The 21,218-nt window shown below is 55.2% G+C and carries 27 protein-coding genes; 14 read left to right on the forward strand and 13 right to left on the reverse strand.

Going from position 1 to position 21,218, the window contains the following annotated elements:
* From HXY31_RS05735 to trxB, 4 genes are all read left to right on the forward strand, one after another.
* On the forward strand, positions 1 to 840 hold an 840-nt coding region (locus HXY31_RS05735), incomplete at its 5' end, for a hypothetical protein (protein ID WP_292640731.1).
* A 41-nt stretch (positions 841 to 881) separates the two neighbouring features.
* Positions 882 to 1,715: a sulfide-dependent adenosine diphosphate thiazole synthase gene (locus HXY31_RS05740; protein WP_292640734.1), complete on the forward strand. Its 834-nt coding sequence runs from the start codon at positions 882 to 884 to the stop codon at positions 1,713 to 1,715.
* A gap of 27 nt (positions 1,716 to 1,742) precedes the next feature.
* On the forward strand, positions 1,743 to 2,369 hold the full coding sequence (locus HXY31_RS05745; RefSeq protein WP_292640736.1) for a DUF6775 family putative metallopeptidase: 627 nt from the start codon (positions 1,743 to 1,745) through the stop codon (positions 2,367 to 2,369).
* 233 nt (positions 2,370 to 2,602) lie between these two features.
* Complete coding sequence (gene trxB, locus HXY31_RS05750; RefSeq protein ID WP_292640737.1) at positions 2,603 to 3,544, forward strand: thioredoxin-disulfide reductase; 942 nt, start codon at positions 2,603 to 2,605, stop codon at positions 3,542 to 3,544.
* Between the two features lies 1 nt (position 3,545).
* Here trxB and HXY31_RS05755 read toward each other — a convergent pair whose 3' ends face one another.
* Genes HXY31_RS05755 through cofE form a run of 4 tightly spaced genes read right to left on the reverse strand, consistent with a single transcriptional unit; the run spans position 3,546 to position 6,027 of the window.
* Positions 3,546 to 3,944: a hypothetical protein gene (locus HXY31_RS05755; RefSeq protein WP_292640740.1), complete on the reverse strand. Its 399-nt coding sequence runs from the start codon at positions 3,942 to 3,944 to the stop codon at positions 3,546 to 3,548.
* 43 nt (positions 3,945 to 3,987) lie between these two features.
* On the reverse strand, positions 3,988 to 4,992 hold the full coding sequence (locus tag HXY31_RS05760; protein WP_292640743.1) for a PLP-dependent cysteine synthase family protein: 1,005 nt from the start codon (positions 4,990 to 4,992) through the stop codon (positions 3,988 to 3,990).
* A 1-nt stretch (position 4,993) separates the two neighbouring features.
* Positions 4,994 to 5,233 (reverse strand): sulfurtransferase TusA family protein, encoded by a 240-nt coding sequence (locus HXY31_RS05765; protein ID WP_292640746.1) that lies wholly within the window; start codon positions 5,231 to 5,233, stop codon positions 4,994 to 4,996.
* 32 nt (positions 5,234 to 5,265) lie between these two features.
* On the reverse strand, positions 5,266 to 6,027 hold the full coding sequence (gene cofE, locus HXY31_RS05770) for a coenzyme F420-0:L-glutamate ligase (protein ID WP_292640749.1): 762 nt from the start codon (positions 6,025 to 6,027) through the stop codon (positions 5,266 to 5,268).
* A gap of 95 nt (positions 6,028 to 6,122) precedes the next feature.
* Between cofE and HXY31_RS05775 the strand changes: the two genes are divergently transcribed.
* Complete coding sequence (locus HXY31_RS05775; RefSeq protein ID WP_292640752.1) at positions 6,123 to 6,386, forward strand: hypothetical protein; 264 nt, start codon at positions 6,123 to 6,125, stop codon at positions 6,384 to 6,386.
* On the opposite strand, the gene HXY31_RS05780 is transcribed toward HXY31_RS05775, so the two are convergent.
* Positions 6,383 to 6,913 (reverse strand): hypothetical protein, encoded by a 531-nt coding sequence (locus HXY31_RS05780; protein WP_292640754.1) that lies wholly within the window; start codon positions 6,911 to 6,913, stop codon positions 6,383 to 6,385. The genes HXY31_RS05775 and HXY31_RS05780 overlap by 4 nt on opposite strands.
* Positions 6,914 to 7,056: 143 nt before the next feature.
* Between HXY31_RS05780 and HXY31_RS05785 the strand changes: the two genes are divergently transcribed.
* Genes HXY31_RS05785 through HXY31_RS05795 form a run of 3 tightly spaced genes read left to right on the forward strand, consistent with a single transcriptional unit; the run spans position 7,057 to position 8,058 of the window.
* Positions 7,057 to 7,401: a hypothetical protein gene (locus HXY31_RS05785; protein WP_292640757.1), complete on the forward strand. Its 345-nt coding sequence runs from the start codon at positions 7,057 to 7,059 to the stop codon at positions 7,399 to 7,401.
* Entirely contained in the window at positions 7,398 to 7,814 is a 417-nt protein-coding gene (locus HXY31_RS05790; RefSeq protein ID WP_292640759.1) for a hypothetical protein, read from the forward strand. The genes HXY31_RS05785 and HXY31_RS05790 overlap by 4 nt, the downstream gene beginning before the upstream one ends.
* Positions 7,789 to 8,058, forward strand: coding sequence for a hypothetical protein (locus HXY31_RS05795; RefSeq protein ID WP_292640762.1), 270 nt, complete (start codon positions 7,789 to 7,791; stop codon positions 8,056 to 8,058). Before HXY31_RS05790 ends, HXY31_RS05795 begins: the two co-directional genes overlap by 26 nt.
* Here HXY31_RS05795 and HXY31_RS05800 read toward each other — a convergent pair.
* Genes HXY31_RS05800 through HXY31_RS05815 form a run of 4 tightly spaced genes read right to left on the reverse strand, consistent with a single transcriptional unit; the run spans position 8,048 to position 11,767 of the window.
* Positions 8,048 to 8,341 (reverse strand): HAD hydrolase family protein, encoded by a 294-nt coding sequence (locus HXY31_RS05800; RefSeq protein ID WP_292640765.1) that lies wholly within the window; start codon positions 8,339 to 8,341, stop codon positions 8,048 to 8,050. The two genes, HXY31_RS05795 and HXY31_RS05800, sit on opposite strands and share 11 nt — an antisense overlap.
* Positions 8,342 to 8,350: 9 nt before the next feature.
* Positions 8,351 to 8,719 carry an HAD family hydrolase gene (locus HXY31_RS05805; RefSeq protein ID WP_292640768.1) on the reverse strand — a complete coding sequence of 123 codons (369 nt, stop codon included), beginning with the start codon at positions 8,717 to 8,719 and terminating at the stop codon, positions 8,351 to 8,353.
* Positions 8,720 to 8,748: 29 nt separating this feature from the next.
* Positions 8,749 to 10,137 (reverse strand): VWA domain-containing protein, encoded by a 1,389-nt coding sequence (locus tag HXY31_RS05810; protein WP_292640770.1) that lies wholly within the window; start codon positions 10,135 to 10,137, stop codon positions 8,749 to 8,751.
* Positions 10,121 to 11,767, reverse strand: a complete 1,647-nt coding sequence (locus tag HXY31_RS05815; RefSeq protein WP_292640772.1) for an AAA family ATPase — start codon at positions 11,765 to 11,767, stop codon at positions 10,121 to 10,123. Before HXY31_RS05815 ends, HXY31_RS05810 begins: the two co-directional genes overlap by 17 nt.
* A 431-nt stretch (positions 11,768 to 12,198) precedes the next feature.
* Here HXY31_RS05815 and HXY31_RS05820 point away from each other — a divergent pair, with 431 nt between their 5' ends.
* Positions 12,199 to 12,810, forward strand: coding sequence for a 30S ribosomal protein S13 (locus HXY31_RS05820; protein WP_292640775.1), 612 nt, complete (start codon positions 12,199 to 12,201; stop codon positions 12,808 to 12,810).
* A gap of 9 nt (positions 12,811 to 12,819) precedes the next feature.
* Entirely contained in the window at positions 12,820 to 13,341 is a 522-nt protein-coding gene (locus HXY31_RS05825) for a 30S ribosomal protein S4 (RefSeq protein ID WP_292640778.1), read from the forward strand.
* Here the strand turns inward: HXY31_RS05825 and HXY31_RS05830 are convergent.
* A complete protein-coding gene (locus HXY31_RS05830) occupies positions 13,338 to 14,285 on the reverse strand; it encodes a helix-turn-helix domain-containing protein (RefSeq protein WP_292640780.1) in 948 nt (315 codons plus the stop codon). The two genes, HXY31_RS05825 and HXY31_RS05830, sit on opposite strands and share 4 nt — an antisense overlap.
* Positions 14,286 to 14,446: 161 nt before the next feature.
* On the opposite strand from HXY31_RS05830, the gene glmS reads away from it, so the two are divergent.
* On the forward strand, positions 14,447 to 16,210 hold the full coding sequence (gene glmS, locus HXY31_RS05835; RefSeq protein WP_292640783.1) for a glutamine--fructose-6-phosphate transaminase (isomerizing): 1,764 nt from the start codon (positions 14,447 to 14,449) through the stop codon (positions 16,208 to 16,210).
* Positions 16,211 to 16,240: 30 nt separating this feature from the next.
* On the opposite strand, the gene HXY31_RS05840 is transcribed toward glmS, so the two are convergent.
* Complete coding sequence (locus tag HXY31_RS05840; protein WP_292640785.1) at positions 16,241 to 16,897, reverse strand: Snf7 family protein; 657 nt, start codon at positions 16,895 to 16,897, stop codon at positions 16,241 to 16,243.
* A 200-nt stretch (positions 16,898 to 17,097) separates the two neighbouring features.
* On the opposite strand from HXY31_RS05840, the gene HXY31_RS05845 reads away from it, so the two are divergent.
* Positions 17,098 to 17,532 (forward strand): hypothetical protein, encoded by a 435-nt coding sequence (locus HXY31_RS05845; protein ID WP_292640788.1) that lies wholly within the window; start codon positions 17,098 to 17,100, stop codon positions 17,530 to 17,532.
* Here HXY31_RS05845 and HXY31_RS05850 read toward each other — a convergent pair.
* Complete coding sequence (locus HXY31_RS05850; protein WP_292640790.1) at positions 17,529 to 18,539, reverse strand: lysylphosphatidylglycerol synthase transmembrane domain-containing protein; 1,011 nt, start codon at positions 18,537 to 18,539, stop codon at positions 17,529 to 17,531. The two genes, HXY31_RS05845 and HXY31_RS05850, sit on opposite strands and share 4 nt — an antisense overlap.
* Before the next feature lie 94 nt (positions 18,540 to 18,633).
* Here HXY31_RS05850 and HXY31_RS05855 point away from each other — a divergent pair, with 94 nt between their 5' ends.
* Complete coding sequence (locus HXY31_RS05855; protein ID WP_292640792.1) at positions 18,634 to 19,389, forward strand: ATP/GTP-binding protein; 756 nt, start codon at positions 18,634 to 18,636, stop codon at positions 19,387 to 19,389.
* A 7-nt stretch (positions 19,390 to 19,396) separates the two neighbouring features.
* Positions 19,397 to 20,332, forward strand: coding sequence for a homoserine kinase (locus HXY31_RS05860; protein ID WP_292640795.1), 936 nt, complete (start codon positions 19,397 to 19,399; stop codon positions 20,330 to 20,332).
* Here the strand turns inward: HXY31_RS05860 and HXY31_RS05865 are convergent, their stop codons facing one another.
* A complete protein-coding gene (locus HXY31_RS05865; protein WP_366933084.1) occupies positions 20,333 to 21,184 on the reverse strand; it encodes an enoyl-CoA hydratase-related protein in 852 nt (283 codons plus the stop codon).
* Positions 21,185 to 21,218: the final 34 nt, after the last annotated feature.

Consider the following 21,218-nt stretch of genomic DNA (forward strand, 5'->3'; position numbering starts at 1 on the left):
AAGGTGGGAAAGAGCCTTGCCCAGGTGGCCATAGAGAGCGCGGCAAAATACCACCAGGTAAGGGACGGCAAGGTCGTAGTGAGCCCGGGCATCGCGCTTGACAGCCACGACGCCGACAAGGCGACGACTGTTTCTGCATCTGATTTTGCAAAGGCCCTTGAAGATTCAGAGCCGGATGTTGTCCTGAACCTGATATCGTCCGGGATGGACAGGACTTCTGCAGAGTATGCAAAAGTGGCGCTCAAGGCAGGGGCGGCGTTTGTAAACGCGACTCCAGCCAAGATAGCCAACTCTGTGCTTGCAGCCAGATTCGCACAGAAAAAGCTGGTGCTTGCCGGCGACGACCTGCTGAGCCAGTTTGGCGGAACAGCATTCCACAAGGGCATGATAGACTTTATGGTAGAGCGCGGCGTGCACGTCTCAAAAAGTTATCAATTAGACGTCGGCGGGAGCGAGGAGACGAAAAAGACGATGGACGAGCGCATAAAGATGCTCAAGAGGGGAATGAAGACAAGTTCCATCGGCCTTGAAGCCCCGTACAGGTTCGAGTCAGTCGCAGGAACGACTGAATACACCGACTTTCTTGGCGACTCGCGCAACAGCTACTACTGGATGTCAAGCGACGGATTCCTTGGTGCAAAAATAATCATGGACCTGACTCTCAGGACAAGCGACGGCGCAAACGCCGGAAACGTGCTCCTTGACGTCGCAAGGGCCGCAAAGGCGCGGGGCAACGTGAAAAAGATAGTAGAAGCGATAAACGCGTACGGCTTCAAGAACCCGCCCAGGAAGGCAAAGATAAGGCAGGCCTACGCGGGCTTTGTGCAGATGTTCTGCTGAGGCCAACAATCTATTAATACCGAGGCATCGGAGCTAGCCTCATGGCCAAGATATTCTCCGACACCAGCGAGAAAGAGATCACAAGAACCATAGCCCAGATGTTCAACGAGACCATGAACGAGTATGTCGATTCTGATGTCATAATCATAGGCGCAGGACCTGCGGGGCTGACCGCAGGCCGCGAGCTTGCAAGGGCAGGCGTGCGCACCCTTATCGTCGAGCAGAACAACTACATCGGCGGCGGATACTGGGTCGGCGGGTACATGATGAACCCGGTGACCGTAAGGGCGCCGGCGCAGAAAGTCTGGGACGAGCTCGGAGTTCCCTATCGCAAGATATCTGACGGCCTTTATGCGACATGGGGCCCGCACGCGTGCTCGAAGCTGATAGCAGCGGCGTGTGACGCCGGCGTGCGCTTTTTGCAGCTGACAAAGTTTGACGACCTGGTGTTGAAGGAGACTCCGAACCAGCCAAAGACCAAACGCGTAGCAGGCGTGGTGGTCAACTGGATGCCAGTTTCGGCGCTTCCAAGGAACATCACATGCGTGGACCCTGTCGCCCTTGAGAGCAAGATAGTCATAGACGCTTCAGGCCACGACTCGGTTGCGGTCAGGCGCCTGATGGACAGAGGGTACGTAAAGTGGAAGGGCATGGACCCGATGTGGGTGGAAGGAAGCGAGGACAACGTCGTGAACGCCACCGGCGAGGTCTTCCCGGGCCTTATCGCAGCAGGCATGTCGGTGACTGAAACCCACGGCCTGCCGAGGATGGGCCCGACGTTTGGAGCGATGCTTCTTTCAGGAAGAAAGGCGGCAGAAGTGGCGCTTGGCAAGCTGAAGGAGATGCCAAACCCGCCGAGGCTCAAGGCAAAGTAAAATACGCTCCCTCCCTTTTCCTTTTTGTTGGATTTTTCCCGCGCCCACTTTTACCGCACACCTTCGATCGACACTGAGAGAGTGGCGTCCGGCGTCCTGGAAATATTCCCAAAATGCAAGATTGACGCAAGAAAGCCAGTCGTTCTGCCTGCAGAGCAGGCAATGATTTCATACATTGCACAGCCTTTCCACGCACAGCCAAAGGTGCAGAAGGACTTTGACCTGTACGGCAAGAGCGTCAGGCTGTACGACGGCTTCCAGCTGCAGCAGATCTTTGCGCAGGCGATTCCTGAAAAGGAAAAAAGTCTTGATCACCTGCACATCATTTTCACAGACCTGCTTGCGTGTACGTTTTCAGAGGACGACTGGCGCTACCATGTCCGGACAGTCATCTGCGGCACGCCTTCCATAATCTCGGTGCCGGGAATAGTCGAGGCGCCGGCAAAGCCGAGGGAGTTTTACTTTGGCCTCAGCTTTGGCCTTGACGCCGAGTCTGCAAAGAAAAGCGTCCGGGGCAGGTTCGTAGACTACGGCGACGAAAGGATTGTTGACGCGGCGACAAACTTTGCACTGCAGGCTATGTTCTTTTTCCTGACAGAAGGCGAGCCGTTCTGCGACGACAGCACTTGCAGGCTGTTCAACGCGCACTGGTAGGAGGATCTGATAAGGACGCTGAAAAACCCGGCGCTTTGCAGGAAGCACAGGCAGGTCGCAGATAAATTCAACAGCCGGCTTGCAAGAATGTAAAGCGCACAACTACAGCCAGAGCAGGTAGGATTTTTTGCGAAATGGCCTTCCAATGTCTGAAAATAATCATGAAAATACACTACAGGATAACCGTCCGAACAAATTATTAAGAGGTTGAGGGATTTCCGGCTTGGCGCACCTTGTCCGAGACTAGCAATCATCGCGATGTTATCATCATAGGTTCGGGTCCTGCAGGCTACACTGCAGGCATCTACACTTCCCGCGCCAGGCTTTCGGTCCTGATAATATCAGGCACTCTTCCAGGCGGCCAGCTGATGACGACAAGCGAGGTGGAAAACTATCCCGGCTTTCCAACAGGCATATTCGGGCCGGAGCTCATGATGAACATGCGCCAGCAGGCCGAGCGCTTTGGGGCCGCGATTGTCGACGACGAAGTGATAAAGGTCGACTTTAAAAAGAGGCCGTTTACGATAACAACCCACGCCGAGACCTACACCGCCGACGCGGTCATCATCGCCACAGGAGCGTCGCCACGCAAGATAGGCATTTCAGGCGAGCAAAAGTACGGCGGCCGCGGCGTGTCGTACTGCGCCACGTGCGACGGGCCGTTCTTCCGCGGTGAGGACATCGTGGTAGTAGGGGGCGGCGACACGGCTGTCGAGGAAGCCACGTTCCTGACAAAGTTTGGCAAGTCGGTGAGAATAGTCCACAGGCGCGATTCTCTGCGCGCAAGCAAGATAATGGCAGAAAAGGCGCTTGCAAACCCCAAGATCAAGTTTTCCTGGAACAGCGTTGTCACCGACATCACCGGCGACAAGAAAGTGTCTGCAGTAACGATAAAGGACACAAACACCGGCAAGGAGAGCAAGATTACAGCGGGCGGCATATTCGTGGCGATAGGCCACGAGCCCAACACCGCGGTTTTCAGGGGGCACCTGGACCTTGACGACAAGGGCTACATGGTACTCAAGGACCACACCCGCACAAGCGTGGAAGGAGTGTTTGCAGCAGGCGACGTGCACGACCACCGCTACAGGCAGGCCGTTACCGCCGCAGGGTTTGGCTGCATGGCAGCAATAGACGTAGAAAGATGGCTGTCAGAGCAGAGGCACGGAAACTAGTTCAGGCTGATCTTGCAATTTCGACTACAACATACTGTTTTAGATCTGATTGATGTTTTCTGGCAATGATTTCATTGACAAGCCAATCCTTCTTGATATCACCAACGATATTTTCATAGATAGAATCGATTGGAATCTTACACAGATTATCGATGTTTTTGTGTTCGTTCTTGGCAGCACGGTCAAAATGTTTCTTGCTTAGGTAGAAGTCTAGTTTGATTGACACGAAACCTTCAGCAAGCACCGCCCGTAGCATGCTCAGGTTGTAATTCGGCAATTGTTCTCTTATCGCTTCGAGAAGCTTGTTGCTAAACTCATTCCTTCTTTCCCTATCAATTTTTGAGCCCCAAGTGACAGGTTCCATATCAACTATAATTTGTGGAAGAATAATGTCTGCCATCGTACAGCAGAAGTGCATACAAACTCTTAAAGTTAAAGAAAAGCTAGTTCAGGCTGTAAGCAAGTTTTGACATGTGCTTGGCGTTTGCAAGCGCGCTGTCGTATTCCTGCTCCGTGAATATACCTTCCCTGACGTAGAGGCTCTTGAACTTGCGCCCGTCGTCTGCGAAAATCCCGACCACGACGCCTGCGTCTATCTTTTCAGCGGCTTTCAGCATCCCGGCCATGACAGAGCCTGACGATGGTCCGACCAGCAGCCCTTCCTTCTTGGCAAGCATTTTTGCCGCGTCAAACGAGTCCTTGTTTGTCGCGGTGAACCATTCGTCGACCACGGACTCGCGCCTCTTGAATAGCTCGGGCATTGCAGATTCCTCAAAGTTCCTCAGCCCCTGCAAAAGGTGGTTTGGCTGCGCCTGCACGGCGATGACTTTGACGCGCGGGTTCTTTTCCTTCAGGTAGGTCGCAGTCCCGGTTATGGTGCCTCCCGTGCCGGTGCCTGCAAGAAAGTGCGTCACGGTGCCGTTTGTCTGCTTCCAGATTTCAGGCCCCGTGCTTTCATAGTGCGCAAGAAAGTTGGCGTCGTTCTCGTACTGGTTTGGCATGTAGTAAATGTCAGGACGCGGCTTTGATATCGCCTTTGCAAGGGCGATGCTCTGGTCAGTCCCCGAGCCTACGCGCGGGCACAGGTCGTCTGACGTCTCGTGCAAAGTCGCGCCAAGGTGCCTCAGGATGGCCTTTGTCTCGTCGCTCACCTTCTCAGGTATCACAATCTCGACCTTGTATCCAAGAGCCCTTGCGATGCCCGTGAGCGCGATGCCAGTGTTGCCCGACGTGGGCTCGATGATTATGCTCTTGTCTTTCTTCAAAAGCCCGCGCTTTTCTGCGTCTTTAATCATCCAGTACGCCGCGCGGTCCTTGACGGAACCAAACGGGTTGTGCCATTCAAGTTTTGCAAAGAACTTGACGTTCTTTGTCGCAAACGACTTGAGCTCAAGAAGCGGGGTCTGTCCTATTCGCTGGACGACGTCAGGGCTTGCTACCGCGGTCATTTTATTTCGCCTTCTTTATTATGAATTCGAGGTCCTTTCCGTTCTTGTTTAGCGCCACGAGCTGGTGGCCGTTGCGGTTGACCCACCTTGAAATGTCCGTTTCAGACTCGGGGTCGTCGGCGACTATCTTTAGCACGTCGCCTATTGACAGCCTCTCTATCTCCATCTTGGTGCGGAAGACAGGCTCCGGGCAGTAAAGCCCCCTCACGTCAATTGACTTTGTCGGGGTAACGGTGCTCATGCTAAACAGCATATTTTGACAACGGCGTTATATTAACCCTTTTTAGGATGCCTGAAAAGGTCATTTTTCTTGGGCCGGACGAGAGGCTTTGCAGAAGCCCGGTCATCTTTATCGAACTTCAGCCCCCTGACTATTGCAACGGGCACGCCGTCGGACTTGTTCATGACAAGCTCTGCCGCCGACGCTATTTCGTCTGCAACCGCTATCTCTGTCACGTGCAGTTTGCGGCCAAACATGTCCTTCTTGCCGATGTAGCTCTTTATCGGGCGCAGGCCGGCCACCCCGATTGCGACGTTCACCTGGCCTTCCCGGAACGGCCTGCCAAAAGTATCTGTTATTATCACTGCAACATCTTTGCCTGTCTTTTTCAGAAATAGCGCGTGGAGTTTTTTCGCGGACGCGTCCGGGTCTTTTGGCAGCAACACGGCGCTGTCCCTGCCTGCAAGGTTGCTCTGGTCAACTCCGGAATTTGCGCAGACAAGCCCGTGCCTTGTCTCTGTGATTATTATCCCGTTTTGTATCTTGACCACCTCTTTTGACTCCTGCAGTATCAGCTCGACTATCCTCGGGTCCTTGCGCAGCTGCAGGGCAAGTTTTCGCGCCCTCTGTGAGGGTTTTACGCTGTCAAGGTCGACCACCCTGCCTTCGGCTTTTGACACTATTTTCTGTGCGATGACGACCACGTCGGCGCCTGCCAGTTCCACACGGCTTTCGGCAAGCGCGCCAAGTATGATGCCATCAAGCCTGCTGCCGGCAACAATGTCGCCGGCGACCCTTACCGGGATTACCTCCATGACTTGCACTTGGTGATGCAAGGGCATAGAAAAACCAAGCTGCTCTTTAGCGCGCTATCGGCAGTCTTTTATATTAGCCGTACAGACTGAAAAAAGTGCGCGCGCCAAAGGGCAAGCACGGCGACCAGCTTATCGACGGCGCTGTTTTAAGAGGAGTGATAGAACGGGGCCTTGCAGTCATCGGCGCTTCCGCGCTCAGGGCGCTATTCCACGACCTCGAGTTTGGCGGAATCATGCTCGAGCAGGGCAAAGCCTACTCCCTGAAAGACCTCAGCAGGGCGCTTGCGAGCCTTTTTGGCGCCGAAGCCACTGAAATAATGATGGACAGGATACGCCGCGAGCTTGCCAGGCAGGGCTAGGTCTGCACCGTGAAAACAACAGTGTTGCCTGTCGCGCTGAACTTGGCTGGCTTGGTTGTCAGCGACTCGAAGGTGTACTCGAACAGCTTGGCAAGGTAGAGCGACCATTTCTTGCTCATGTCGTGCTGTATGACAAACGAGTGCTCTCCGTCCTTTACGTTGTGATGGTACGGAAAGCCTGACGCCCTGACCCACGACTCGGTCACTTCAAGGAAGGAGTCGAGGTCGAACTTGCGCCTCATGATGTAGGTGATGTCCGCCATCTCCGTCTGGGCTATGAGCTTGGCTATCTCGGCAATCTCCTCTTCGGTGAACCTGTCGAGTATCTTTACAAGTAGCGCTTTAGGAAAGGAGACGAGGCCTGCCTTGCCGGCGGTCGCGGAAAAGTCCACGTGCTGGTTGAATATCTGGTTTGCAAGCGTGTTCAGACTGATCTCCTTGTTCTCCGACTCACTTTTCAGGCTGTCAAGGGTATCCTTTTCAAGCCTGAAGGTGATGCCTTCGGTCTTTCTTGGAGCCTTGCCCAATGCTCACCCGTATTATGGTGTGCATGTCTAATAAATTGCACTGTAGTTATTTGATTGCAAACCGGTGCACAGGAGGTCGGATACATGCGGTATGTTGCAGAGAATTCCTGCTACTGATATAATTCGACACCAAACGTAAATTCATGAACGGCAGAGAGGATGAGGCAGGACCGGTTCTTGAAAGGCCTCAACTGGGCTTTGACCATTCAAGGGTCTGGCAGTCAGCCCTCTCGTCCCTGGAGCAGGTGCTTGGCAGGGACACCACGGCGGCGCTTTGTTTTCACATTTCCACACAGTCAGGCATGCCGGTCGGCAGGCTGTTGATCGAGGACCCGGAAGGGTTCAGGCAGACGATGCTCTCGATCCTTCAGGGCGACGTTGACGTTATACTGAAAAGAGTTGCGTACAGCACGTACGCCGAGTTTGGGCTAGAACGCAAGGATCCGTCGTTTGTCAAAGTCATACATGATCTGGTGAAGAAAAGATGAGCCACGCCTTTGTAAGGTACGCGGAAAGGGAATTTGACGGCCTCTGCCGCAGGGTCTGCGAGATGGATGACGGCATACTCGCCGTCGTCATATCGGAAGGAAGCGAACTTGTCGGCACCTGTCTCAGGAAGGGATTCCCTGTGCCTTCAAAGCAAAAACTGGCAACCATGCTCCTGCAGGCCGAAATAGTATTCAGCATAGCTAGGGCTTCCGAGGATTTTCACGGCAAGGCAAGGCATGCGATTTTGCGCTATGCCAACCTCGACGAGCACCTGTTTCCCATTTCTGCAGAAGACAGGCGGATGATGATAGTGTCCACAAGGCCCGAGGCGATGGATGCTGAACTGATTGAAAAAGCGGCTTCAATCGCGGCGGCCGGGAAAGAACATGATAAGCCAGTACTGGAAGAATGAACCTTCCAGATCGTATCCTGCTTCAAGATGGCGCGAGGCTTTTGGCGTTTTGGAGCCGATGGTAGGCAGGTCCGTTTCAGAAGTCCTGGTAGAGGACCTTTCAGCCAACGGCGTGGACGTAAGCAAGGGCGATGCCCTAGTCAGCGTCGAAGATGTAAAGAAGGTCCTGCACTGGCTCTTTGGCGACGGAAGCGAGATAATTTTAGAGCATCTTGAGCGACGGATGAAAGAAGCTACGAGCTAGCGGCAAGCACCGCTTTGCCGAACTTTTTCTCAAGCAGGTGCAAGAGCAGGCTCAGGTCGCGCCGCTCTATCGTATCGTCCGCCTTTTCCTTCACAATTTCTACGGGGCAGAATCCCACAGTGTAGCCGGCGATGTCAAACAGCTTCAGGTCGTTTGCCCCGTCGACTACGACGACGATGTCCTCCTTCTTTATGCCCCAGTCCTTTACAGTCTGCCTTATCGCTGCCGCCTTGTCAGACGTCACCTTGAGCACGACGTCTTCGAGCTTGCCGTCCTTGAACACGAGCTCGTTTTAGAATATCTTGTCGATGCCAAGGTCGGCCTTGAGCCTGTCGGTGATTATCGTAAAGCCGCCTGACACGGCAATCATCTTCCATCCGGCCTTCTTCAATGCCGCGCACAGCTCCTTTGCGCCAGGCATTATCGGCAGGTTCTCGGCAAGCTCCTTTGCCTTTTCGTAACGTATGCCCCTGAGCGCGTGCACGCGCTTGACAAGGCCCTGCTCCCAGTTTATCTCTCCCCTGATGCCGGCCTTGGTGATGTCCCAGATCTCCTTCTCCTTCTCCGGGCCCATAACAGAAGCGAGGACTGGAAGGTACTCTGCGTCCAGCAGCACACCTTCCACGTCAAAAACAGCCAGCATTTTTCGTTGCTTGTCCAAGACTCTCTCAACTCATTATATTAAGCTTGTCAGTAGGACCGTGCCCGCAGCATCTGCTGTCTTTTGTTCTTCAGGTAGTCTGTGAGCAGCACCTTGTCAATGTCTGCTGGGTTGATGTAGTAAGATCTGCCCCTGACGTACTTTTCCATTTCGTTGACGTACCCAAGGAGCGAGTCTTCCTCGCTTATCATTATGGTGTCGATGTCTATCTTCATCGAATGGCATTTCTTGGCCTCCACTATGGTGCGCTCGCCGATGTACTGGTCGACCTGCCTGTACCTGTAGCACAGGTAGACAAGCTCGCCTGAAGCCACGTCGAGCTCCATGTCCTGGTTGCTCTTGACCTGGGCAAGCGTGTCCTTGTCAGGCGTGTAAAAGTGCGAGTACGGGCGCTGGGAGAGTATCTTTTCCTGCTCGCCCTTTTCGTCTATGAAACATGCGCTTGGGTGGCCGTCGGTGACAAGCACTATGCGCTTGTTTTCCGCGCCGTCCTTTTGCAGGATCTTGCTTGCAAGCCGGAACGCGGCCTGGTAGTTTGTGTAGTGCAAAAAGTCGGTGCCCGGCTCAAACGTCTTCAAGTAAGGGATGTCGTGCGGCAGGACCTTTGACGCAAGAGCGCCAAAGCCGACGATGTAGACAGAGTCTGACGGGAAGAACTTGCGGTTCAAAAGATACAAACTCCACAGCGCCCGCTTGGCCGCTTCAATCCTGCTCATGTCCCCGTACATCGACGAGTAGCGCATGGTAGACGAGAGGTCTATGCAGTACACCACTGCGACGCGCACGTCCTGCATTGTCTCGTACTCTTCAAAGTCCTCGACGTCTATCTGCAGCGGAAGTTTCAGTTTTCCGCCCTTTGAAGTGCGCTGGATTGTGTTGAGCAAAGACTTGGGCACGTTTAGAAGCCTGATGTCGTCGCCGGGCTCGTACTTTTTGCTCGTGTCAAGCACTATAGAGCCCTGGCCGTAGTCGTGAGTCTCGTGCATGCCGTAATCGCCGGCCTTGAGCGCCTTCATCACGTCGTCAAGTATCCTGCTTCCGATGTGGACAAAGCCCTTGCCCGAGAGCCACTTGGGCGAGTCCTTCAGGTATCCCTTCTGCATCAGCTTGCGCACAAGAGGCATGCCGTCGGCGTCGTCTTCCTTTGTGCCGGCCTGCGACCCCCTCTTTTGCCGCGAGTCGCCTTCCCTGCCTTCCGACATGGACTGCATTGCGCCTTCAAGCGCCTGCTCCAGCTCCTGCAGGCTAGGGGTCTTTTCCCTGAGCGCTTCTCGTCCTGCCACCTTTAGCATCTTGTCAAGGACGTCCTTTGGGAGGTCTGACGTCCCCTGCGACTTTTGCTGCTGTTGCTCGCCTTCCCCTTCGTGTGGAAAATAGACGTATTTTCTTGCGCCAGGCGTCCTACTGCGAGAGGGCATAGCTGTTGTCCTTCTTGTCAAGGAGCGGGGGCTCGGTGTGCCTGAGCCCTTCAAGTATCACCTCTGCCACCGCGGCCGTGAGCTCGCCGTTCAGGTCGACTGCCGCGATGCTTGCGGTGCCGATTCCAAGCTCCTTTGCGCGCTCGACCAGCTCTTTCTGCTCTTCCTTTACCGCGGTCACGGTCTCGCTGACTGCCTGCCTGAGCGCGGGGAACTTGGCAAGCTGCGACTCGTAGTCGCCTTCCATCTTTTTGCCGCCGGGCAGCACCTGCGAGACCTGGAACTCCTTATTCCTTGCAAACTCGGCCTTCATCTTCGATATCTGCTCGGGTGCAAGCTTTGAGACGTACTCAAGCGAGACTTCCTTCAATGCCGCGTCGATGACAGAGTCAAGTATCCCCCTGCGGTTTTCGCGCGTGTCCTCCATCTCTGCAAGCTCGAACTTGGACGACTGGTGGATGCAGTGGATGTCGCAAAAGCGCGGCACCGCCTTGATGTTGTGCACTATTGCCCGGGCGCGCTCTGCCTCTCCGACCATCATCTCCATCGAGTGCACGGCCATCCTGACGCTCACGCCCTTGTCGTGGTTGACGCCAGAGTGGGCGCGGGTCATCTGCGTTATCTTGGCTACAGCCTTTATGACGAACACGGGCAGAAAGACGTTCTTTGCGTCTGCCACCCTCGTCTCCTGCACCATTATCATCATCTCGTCCTCGACGGTCTTGGGATAGTGCGTGTCGATGTGGCTGCGCAGCCTGTCAAAGAGCGGCTCGATTATCTTGCCCGAGTGAGTGTAGTCGATGGGGTTCGCAGTGGCGATTATCTTGACGTCCGGTCTAAAGATAACGGGGTACGCCCCGGTGGTAAAGCGCCCTTCCTGGAGCACGCTTAGCAGCGCGACCTGCTTTCTAGGGTCGAGCACAGGAAGCTCGTCGATGCAAAGTATGCCGTGCCTTGCCTGCAGGAGCTGGCCGGCAGAATACGACTCCATGCTGTACAGCTCTACTCCTTTCTTGGCTATCTTTATCGCGTCTATCTGGCCCACCAGGTCCTTGACCGAAATGTCTGGAGTCGAGAGAATGTACTTGAACCTGTCGGCGCCTGAGACCCAGTCTATTTTTGTCTCCAGCTTGTCCTGCCTGATGATGTCCTCGCATTCCCGGGACACCGTGAACTCGGGCGTGGTCCGGACCACTTCGCTTCCTGTCAAAAGCGCGGCCATGTGGTCTTCGGGGACGAGCGTGGGGATGTCGCTTGTAACAGTCCCGCGGACAACAGGTATGGGCGAAAGCAGGTTTTTCGCTATCGCCTCCGCAAGTTTTGTCTTTGCCTGCCCTATCTGGCCGACGAGCAAGATGTCGTGGCCGGAAAGAATCGCCCGGTTTACCGCCGGCACGACGTCATCGTCGTAGCCAATGATGCCGGGGTACGGGTGCTCGCCGGCCTTTAGCTTTGCAATCAGGTTGCCGCGCAGCTGCTCCTCGACAGTCACGTGCTTGTAGTTTATCTTCAAAAGGTCGCCGAGGGTCTTTAGCTGCTTGTAGTCCTCGGGCACGCCGGGCATTATCTCGCTATACTTGGGCTTTGAGCTGTAAGACTTGTGGACGAGGTCGTCTAACTTGGCACTCATGATACGGAAAAGAAGCTGGGAGCGTTAGAGATTTAAAGATACTGCAGTTGCGTAGTGCGAAAACCAGATTCGGGCATACATCAGAAGGCGTGCAGTGAAAATTAATGATTTTCGAGCGCAAGTTCCAGCTGGCGCAGGTACTCTTCGTAGGCAAGGTCTTCCTCTGTCTTGGCAGGCTTGGCGACCAGCTTTGCGCCCGGCTGCTTCTTTGACGGCATCTTTTCCACACTACTTGGAAGGATTCAGCTTATAATGATTTACATGAATCAATCCGCGCATACAGTTCAATTTTTTTCACAAAACCTCCCCGACATTTGAATAACGGCCAATCGGGGCCCGAGCCACGGGCGATTTGTTGCAAATATTGCAAATATTGCGCGCAAGAGAGCCCAGCATGGTTTTTATTGCCGAATATACGCTTGCATGGTGATTTGTCCGCTTCGGAGTACAAACACATACTCAGAATCGCAGGGAAGGACGTTGAAGGCAGCAAGAAACTGCTCGTCGCCCTCAGCGAGGTTAAAGGCGTAGGTTACAATTTTGCGCAAGTTTTGACGCAGTCTTTAGGGATAAGCCCTAACACGCGCGTCGGCTTTCTCACAGACAGCCAGGTAAAGCAGATAGAGCAGGCCCTGACAAACCCGGCAAAGGTCGGGGTTCCTGAATGGTACCTCAACAGAAAGAAGGACATGGACTCTGGCACGACGCACCACCTGATAACTTCTGATCTCGATTTCTCGATAGGAAACGACGTCGACAGGGAAAAGACCATCATGAGCTGGCGCGGATACCGCCACATGTTCGGCCTCAGGGTAAGGGGCCAGCGCACCAGGACGACTGGAAGGAAGGGCGGCGCAGTCGGAGTCAAGAAGGTCAAGATGATGCCGGGCGCAGTGCCTGGAGCAGCACCGGCGGCAGGCGCAGCGGGTGCGGCCCCAGCAGCAGGCGCAGCAGCCAAACCAGCGGCTGGCGCGGCACCGGCTAAACCGGCAGCAGGCGCAGCTCCAGCCAAGCCGGCGGCAAAGGAGCCGGAGAAAAAGTAGGTGTGACAAATGGGCGATCCTAGAAAGCAGAAAAAGATGTTCCACCGCCCAAGGAGGATCTGGTCTACAGACCAGCTTAACGCTGAACTTTACATCATGGGCTCGTACGGCCTGAGGAACAAGCGCGAGCTTTGGGCCGCCCAGACAGAGGTGGCAAGGATACGCAACCAGGCCCGGGCGCTTCTTGCAGCGACTGCAGAGGTCCGCGCCGAGAAGGAAAAGAGGCTCCTGAACTTCCTCTCGAGGATAGGCCTTGCAAAGGAAGGCACGACGCTTGATGACATACTCAACCTGAAGGTGGAGGACTTGCTTGAGCGCAGGCTCCAGACCATAATCATGAAGAGGTCCGGCGCCAAGTCGCCGTACCAGGCAAGGCAGATAGTGAGCCACGGCCACGTCTCGATAGGCAACAGGAAGGTCAACAGGCCCGGCTACATAGTCAGGACCGACGAGGAAGGCCAGATACTGGTGCACATTGAAGTTGCGCCGCCGGCAACCCCCCAGGGCGCCGAGGCGACTCCTGCATCCTAGCTGACGACGTCCACGTGGTCTATCTTTCCGTCGGCGTTCATGTCAAAACCCTGCACTACCACTGCCCAGTCTTCCTTTCCCCTGAACTTTCTCAGCACGTCCTCGCTGTAGGTGGTGAGGCCTATTACTGCCGATTTTGTCCCTGCCGAGCGCACGCCTGCCACCACTACCAGGCTTGACGACTCGTCGTACGGGTTGCGGATCTTGGCGATTAGCCCGTGGTTGTCAGAGCTGTAGCGCTTGCCGGCTTTGTCGACAAGCCCAGACCAAAAGTTGCCTTCATCAAACCTGATCGGCAGATAGCGGTTAAACTCTGCAGTCACGATGTTGGTGCCCGGCCCGCCTATTGAAACAAGGTTGTGGCCGGAAAGCACCTTTTCTGCCTTGGCGTCCACGTCCAGCTTTACCACAAACTCGCCGGGCGCGGCGTTTGTTATCGTGCCAAGAAAGAACGCAAGGTGCACCGCGTAGTGGCCGTCGCGCGCAGACGACTTGTAGGGGCCGTGGGGCTCGGGCGCGCCAACCACCATGAGGCCGTCAAACGATTCGTCCTTCACAAAACCCTCGAAGAACCTCAGGGCGCTCTTGTGCCGGGTTGCACCCGGCGACTCGACTGGTGTTTCGCCCCAGCCAAGCTCGACCCCAAACGCGGGGCTTGCAGCGTGGTAAAGCCGCGCGGTGCCGCCCCGGACAAAATTGTTCCCGGCCTCTTCAATCGCGCCCACCTGCGCCAGCCGGCGTATGTAATAGTAGGCGCTCTGCTCGTAGATCCGCAGTTCCTTTGCCACCTGCGCGGGGTACATCGGCTGTCTTGACAAGAGTTCCATTATCCTCCAGGCGACAGGGTTTGCAAGTACGCGCATCTGCGCGACGTCTTTGAATACTGTTATCTTTTTCGCAGAGACCTGGCCGTCGGATTCTGTCACCAGGGATTTCCTTGTCATGGCTAAACATAGCAGCCTGTATTATATAATACTTTATAGCAGTATAATAAAAAATACAATAAAGTATGCCAATTCACGCTCGAACCATTATAACTTAACATATAGCGGTGAAAAGCTCTTTTCATAAATGTTTTAAACACGATATCCCAAGTGGGAATACCGTGTGCTCGATAATAGGATACAAAGGCAGGCAGTCTGCCGCACCGATAATAGTTGACAGCCTGAAGAGGATGGAATACAGAGGCTACGACAGCGTTGGCGTTGCGATGATAAAGGACGGCAGCCTGATGGTGCGCAAGGGCACCGGCAAGGTCGCGGAGGTCAACCAGAACCTCGGCATAAGCGATATGTCCGGCCTGATTGGAATCGGCCACACCAGGTGGGCGACGCACGGCGGCGTCACCGACAGCAACGCGCATCCGCACTCTGCCTGCAAGAACAACATCGCCGTAGTTCACAACGGCATAATCGAAAATTACAAGGAACTGAAAGAGGAGCTTATTGCGCAGGGCCATGTCTTTTCGTCAGAGACTGACAGCGAGGTGATAGCCCACCTGCTGGAGATACACCACGGAAGCGACGTAAAGAAGACAGTAATACAGACGTGCAAGCGCCTGCGCGGAAGCTATGCTTTTGTCGCGGCTTTCCAAGACGGCACCATTGCCGGCGCAAGGTACGAGGAGCCGCTCATAATTGGCGTCGGTAACGACGGCTACTTTGTTTCGTCTGACGTGCTCGGATTTTTGCAGCACACGGACAAGGCAATATTTCTTGACAACTGCGATATCGCGGTAATCGACAACACGAAAATGGAGATCTTTGACTTTGACGGCGTGCCGGTCGCAAGGCCGATAACGCAGGTGGCCTGGGAGCTTGGCGAGGCAGACAAGGGCAAGTACGCACAATATACCCTCAAGGAGATAAACGACCAGCGCCTTACCATAGCAAACGCGGCCAGGCAGGACAAGTCTGCAATGGCAAAATTCTGCGAGATTTTGGGGAACGCCAAGAGCGTCTACATCACTGGAAGTGGAACCTCCTATCACTCTGCGCTCATATTCAAGCAGATCCTGGCCCGCTTTGCCAAGGTGCGCGCCGAGACCGTGATGTCAAGCGAGGCGCAGGACGGGCTTGCCGCCATCGACTCTGATTCTGTCGTCATCGCCATCTCGCAGAGCGGCGAGACTGCCGACGTGCTTGCCGCCATCAAGACCGCAAGGGCGCAGGGAGCCAAGGTGCTTGCGATAGTGAACGTCACCACGTCGTCGCTTGCAAGGTCAAGCGACTGCTTCCTGTCGACAAACTGCGGCCCCGAGATAGGAGTTGCGGCGACAAAGAGCTTTACGGGCCAGCTTGCTCTTGCCTACGCAGTCACCGACAGGCTTGCAGGCGGCGCGCTCAAGGCAGGCGAGCAGGCCGAGTTTGTGGCGGCTGCAGAGAAGGTCATCTCGATGTGCCAGCCTGCCATCGAAAAGATGGCCGGCGAGCTGAGCGACGTTAACGACATCTACCTGCTTGGCAGGTCCGCGCATTACCCCATTGCGCTTGAAGGCGCGCTCAAGCTGAAGGAGCTTGCCTACGTGCACGCAGAGGGAGTCGCGGCAGGCGAGCTGAAGCACGGACCACTTGCGCTCATGGAAAAGAACACGCTTGTGGTGATGCTGAGCCCGGATGACGCGACTCACAGCGACTCTATCTCCAACGCGCACGAGATAAAGGCAAGGGGCGCAACTGTCATCGGCATATCCGACGCAAAAGACGAGATCTATGACCATTTCATCGAGATACCGCACATGGAGCAGGAGGCGTTCTACCCCATTGTTGAGGTCATCCCCTTGCAGATGCTTGCATATTATCTGGCGCTTGCCAAGAACGCAGACCCGGATTATCCGAGAAACCTGGCAAAGTCGGTAACTGTAAAGTAAAATAGAAAAAGGAAAGAAAGGGAGGCTCGCTTACTGCTGCGAGTTCTCGCCTGCGGACGACCTGTAGCCTGACGAGGAGCCCACCGGGACGTCGGGGAAGCTCTCGTTCATGCGCTGCTCTGCGACTGCGCCGGCTTCTGCGAGTATCTTGTCGACCTCTTCTCCTGCCGCGTCGAAGGCAAACGATGTGTTGCCCATGGACCCTGCAGACATCATGATGTCGCTGAACACGCCGTTTATCTCGCCCAGTTCGCGGTCGACCTCTGGCATCACGCCTGACAGGCCCGACCTCACGCGTGTGAGGGCGCCCATCGCCGGCCCGATTGCCACCATAACGTCTCCGAGGTCCATCGTTGTCTCGAGGCGCATCTGTATCTGCTCAAGTGCCATCTTCAGCTGAGATATGGTCTTTATCGTCTTGCGAACCTGTGCAAGCTCGTTTGACACCATCCTTCCTGCCTGCGTGTCGTGCCTCTGAAGCGCGGAGACTACCTGGTTGAAGAGGTTCTTCTCCTTGCCGCGGAGTTTCTCTAAAATAGCGTCAAGCTTCTGGTTCTGCGCCTGGAGTTTGTTCTTGGCGAACTCGATCCTAGGCTTCAGCGGCTGTTGCGGTCCGAGGCTCTCTTTCAGCCTCTCCGACATGTTCTGCCGGTTGTCCTTGACCCAGTTATTGGAAAAGTTGGTCATGCCAACTAGCCTAGGAAAACGACGTTAAATTGAAGTGTCATCATTCAGCAACCAACAGCTAATATTTTGTAGACACTGGTCTTGCGCGTTGAGACGCGGTTTCATGCAGAAAAATCCAACAGAGCGGTAGTACATGTTTTGCGCCGGTAATGCACGTGGGAAAACATTAAATCCTCTGCCCAACCAGACGCGGGTGACACATGCCCAAGGCGAAAAAGTCCGAAGCGCAGGAAGAGGGCCTGCCAAAGTGGGCCGAGGACGAGATAAAAGCAGCGCAGTTTGGCAAGCCCGAGGTGATGACAAGGACTGGTTACATACTTGAGATATACGACAAGGACCTCAGGCTCGACATACAGGTGTACGAGCCGATGCCCGACGGCAGGGTCATAGTAGAGGGCATCAGCCTTCCCAAGTCTGTCAAGACAAACGACCTCATGAAGGGGTTTGTCTACGAGTTCAAGATTTCAGTCTACACCGCGCCTCTGAGCGACAAGGTTGTGGAGCTTTTAAAGACGAAATTCGGGCTTGAAATGAAGGCCATCTACAATTTTGAGATAAAGGAACTGACGCTGATGGACGTGGAATCCGACATGCCTGTTCCCTCGTCATCCTCTGAAGAAGAGGGCGACGACTAGCTCGGTGCGGCCTCGGCCGGCTTTTTGCCTATTGCAAGCTTCATAATCGCTATCCACATGATGACAAGCGGAACGTGGTACGAGGCTATGCGCCAGGCGATTATCACGTTCAGCTTCGAGTCCTGGGCTATCTCCTCAAAGTTCGGGATGGTAGACAGGTTCGAAACGTAGGCCCAGATGCCAAGCTCAGTAAGCCCGGAACCGCCTATCGTAATTGGTATGTTGCCCACCACGTTTGAGGCTGCAACTGCCATGAGCGAGTCAAAGAGCCCTATCCCTGAGCCTATGGTCTCTGCAAGCACCAAGAACGACACGCCGTAAGCAACGTACGAGGCAAAGGTTATCGCAAGACCGACTACAAATGGCCTTATCACCCGGCTTGAGGCAAAGTTCTCCCGGCTCATCGTGCACAGGTCGCCAAGCGCCTTGTTCACCTGCCCGATGTACTGCTCGGCCTTTTTCTGCGCAAACCGCTCCACAATCCTCACTATAAACATCGGCACCTGCATGTTGCGCTTGGCAGAGTAGACTATGACTATGAACCAGAACAAAAAGGTGGGAAGCGCAAGCAGTATGACTGTGATGCCTATCGTGGTGCCGCCCTTCATTATCGCCAGCGCGCCGGCGATAAACCCGAGGATGGTGACTGCAAACACGTCGGCTATTATCTCCATCGTTGCGACCCAGGCAGCCTTGCCCGGCGGCACGCCCTGCTTTGACATCCAGGCTATCCTGACAAACTCGCCCCCGACGTAGGAAGGCGTCGTGTATGTTACAAATTCGCCGGCAAGCCTGGCAGCCATCGTCCTCCCCGTAGAGGAGATATCCTGGCCGATGAACTTGCGGATAAAGTACTTGAACCTGTAGGCCTGGAGCATTATCCTTGTAACGGCTGCAAACGCCGCGGCCATGAACGGAAACAGACCTACTGCGAATATGTCCTGGGGCGTGACGTTTGTGGTCACAAAGATGATGACAAACGGCACGATGCTGGCGGGGACCGCCAAGATTCGCCAGTTCAAAGTCAGCGCACATACACAACATGTCATATAATAACGAATGTGTAAAGCAGATATACGCCGGCGCGCAGATTGCAGGAAGATGGCCAACGCCGTTTTTGTGACCGGGACTGCAGGTTCTGGAAAATCGCTTCTCACCTCGCGCTTGTTACAGTGGTACCGCGACAACGGCGCCTACCCCATAGCGCTCAACCTCGACCCGGGCGTAGCGTCGCTACCATACGAGCCTGACGTCGACGTGCGCGATTTCATCGACATCGGGACTTTGATGGACAACTTCAGCCTGGGGCCCAACGGCGCGCTAATCATGGCAAGCGACATGGTGGCTACCAAGATAGACGAGATGCAGCATCAAGTTGACGAGCTGAACGCCGACTATGTCATAGTGGACACGCCGGGCCAGATAGAGCTGTTTGCGTTCAGGGCAAGCGGGCCCTACTTTGTGTCGAATTTCAACGCAGACAACAAGACAACAATCTTTGCGTTTGACGCGACTCTCGTCTCGTCGCCCATCAACTTTGTGTCCATATCGCTTCTGGCCTCGTCGGTGAAACTGCGACTAAAGACAGCGCAGGTAAACGTGCTCACAAAGCGCGACCTTGTAATCGACAAGCTGAAGGACATCCTGGACTGGGCGGCGTCCACGCAGGCGCTTGAAGTCGCGCTGAGCGCAGAGAAGGAGAGCGAGTACTCGCTTTTGAGCAAGGACCTTGCGCGCAGCATGACCCGCGCAGGTTTTGCGCCCGGCCTCATTGCCGTGTCGAGCACCACCATGAGCGGCATGATAAACCTGGCTGCCGCGCTTTCCCGAACCCTTAATCAGGGGGAGGACGCGTAGATTGGCCGTGAAATCCTGCACGGCTGTCGCTCCGTCGTCGACTGCAAACCTCGGGCCCGGCTACGACGTGTTCGGGCTTGCGCTTGACGCGCTGTACGACAGGGTCACGATAACGAGACAGAAAGGCGCCGACGGCAGGATAGCCATCAAGATGTCTGACGCTTCCATACCGTCTGTTCCAGAGTCCAACTCGGCTGGGCTTGTTGTCAAAAAGATGGCGCAGGACTTTGGAATAAAGGACAACCTCGAGGTGAAGGTGAAAAAAGGCGTGCCTGCAGGCTATGGCATGGGCTCAAGCGCCGCTTCTGCAGCAGCCGCGGCAGTCGCATTTGACGGCCTTTACAAACTGAAGATAAAGAAGGAGAAATTAGTAGAGTACGCTGCCGAAGGTGAAGTTGCAAGCGCAGGCGCAAGGCACTACGACAACGTTTCAGCGTCCGTCCTTGGCGGCTTTGTTATATCCAGCATGAAAGACGGTCCCGTCCCGCGCTTTGTGCGCATGGCGCCGCCCCGCGACCTCTGCCTTGTAGTAGCTGTGCCGTCGATCCCTGTCCCCGAGAGAAAGACAGAGGTGGCAAGGAGCGTCCTTCCAAGCGAAGTCCCGCTGAAAAGCGCGGTCCGCAACGTGTCCGGCGCAAGCACTATCGTGGCAGGGATTGCCCTGAAGGACGTGGAGCTGATAGCAAGGGGCATCGACGACGCCATTGTAGAGCCGGCAAGAAAGCACATGATACCGGGATTTGATTCGGTGAAGGAAAACGCGCTTGCCGCCGGCGCCCTTGCAGTATCGATATCAGGCGCCGGCCCTTCAGTCATTGCGTTCTTGAAGACAGGCAGGAATTCAAAAAAGGTGGCTCAGGCCATGGCCGCAGGGTTTGGAAAGGCCGGCGCAAAGTGCCGGACGTTTCCCTGCAGGCCCAGCGTCGGGGCGCACGTCGTCTAGCTATTTCTTGCCCTTGTTGAGGAACGCCGACATCATGTTCTTGCGGTCCTCGTGTGAGAAGCAGAGCGCCCAGCCGTAGATCTCAAGCCGCAGGCCGGTCTCGATGTCCGCGTCCATGCCGCGGTTTATCAGGTGCTTGCTCATCTTGACTGCGGTAAAGCTGTTCTTTGCTATCTCTTTGGCAAGTGCCATGCACTCGCTCATCAGCTTCTTGTTCAGTATCTTGCCCACTTCTGCGGCACGGGCTTTTTCTGCAGCCTTGTCGCCTTCAGGCGCCTCCGGCGGAAGCTGGTCTTCAGGCCCGAGCCTGACCACCTTGTTCACGAGGCCTATCTTTTCTGCCTCCTCTGCGGATATCATCTTGCCGGTGTATATCATCTCCTTTGCCTTTGCCGGCCCCACTATCCTGAGCAGGCGCTGCGTCCCGCCCCATCCCGGCGGGATGCCTATCGTGACCTCGGGCTGGCCTATCTTGGCGTTTTCAGAGGCGATCCTGATGTCGCAGACCATCGAAAGCTCGCACCCGCCGCCAAGCGCAAAGCCGTTCACTGCCGCTATCACCGGCTTTTCGAGATTCTCTATCTTGTTGAGGACGGCCTGCGCAGATGAGGCGTATTTCTCTGCCTGCATCGGCTCGATGTTGACCATGAAGGAAATGTCTGCGCCGGCGCAAAACGAGCGCTCGCCTGCCCCCGTGATGATGACTACCCTTATCGACTCGTCGGCCGCGAGGATGTCCATAGTGCGCGATAGCTCTGAAATGACGTCAACGTTCATGGCGTTGAGCGCCTCCGGCCTGTTTATCTTGACGACGGCGATGTCGCCGTGCGGTTCCAGCTGGATATACTTCATTGTGGACATGAGAGAGGGGGATCGCTTGGCTCAA

Origin of the sequence: Nitrososphaera sp. (assembly GCF_013388945.1) — an archaeon.
Classification (GTDB): domain Archaea; phylum Thermoproteota; class Nitrososphaeria; order Nitrososphaerales; family Nitrososphaeraceae; genus Nitrososphaera.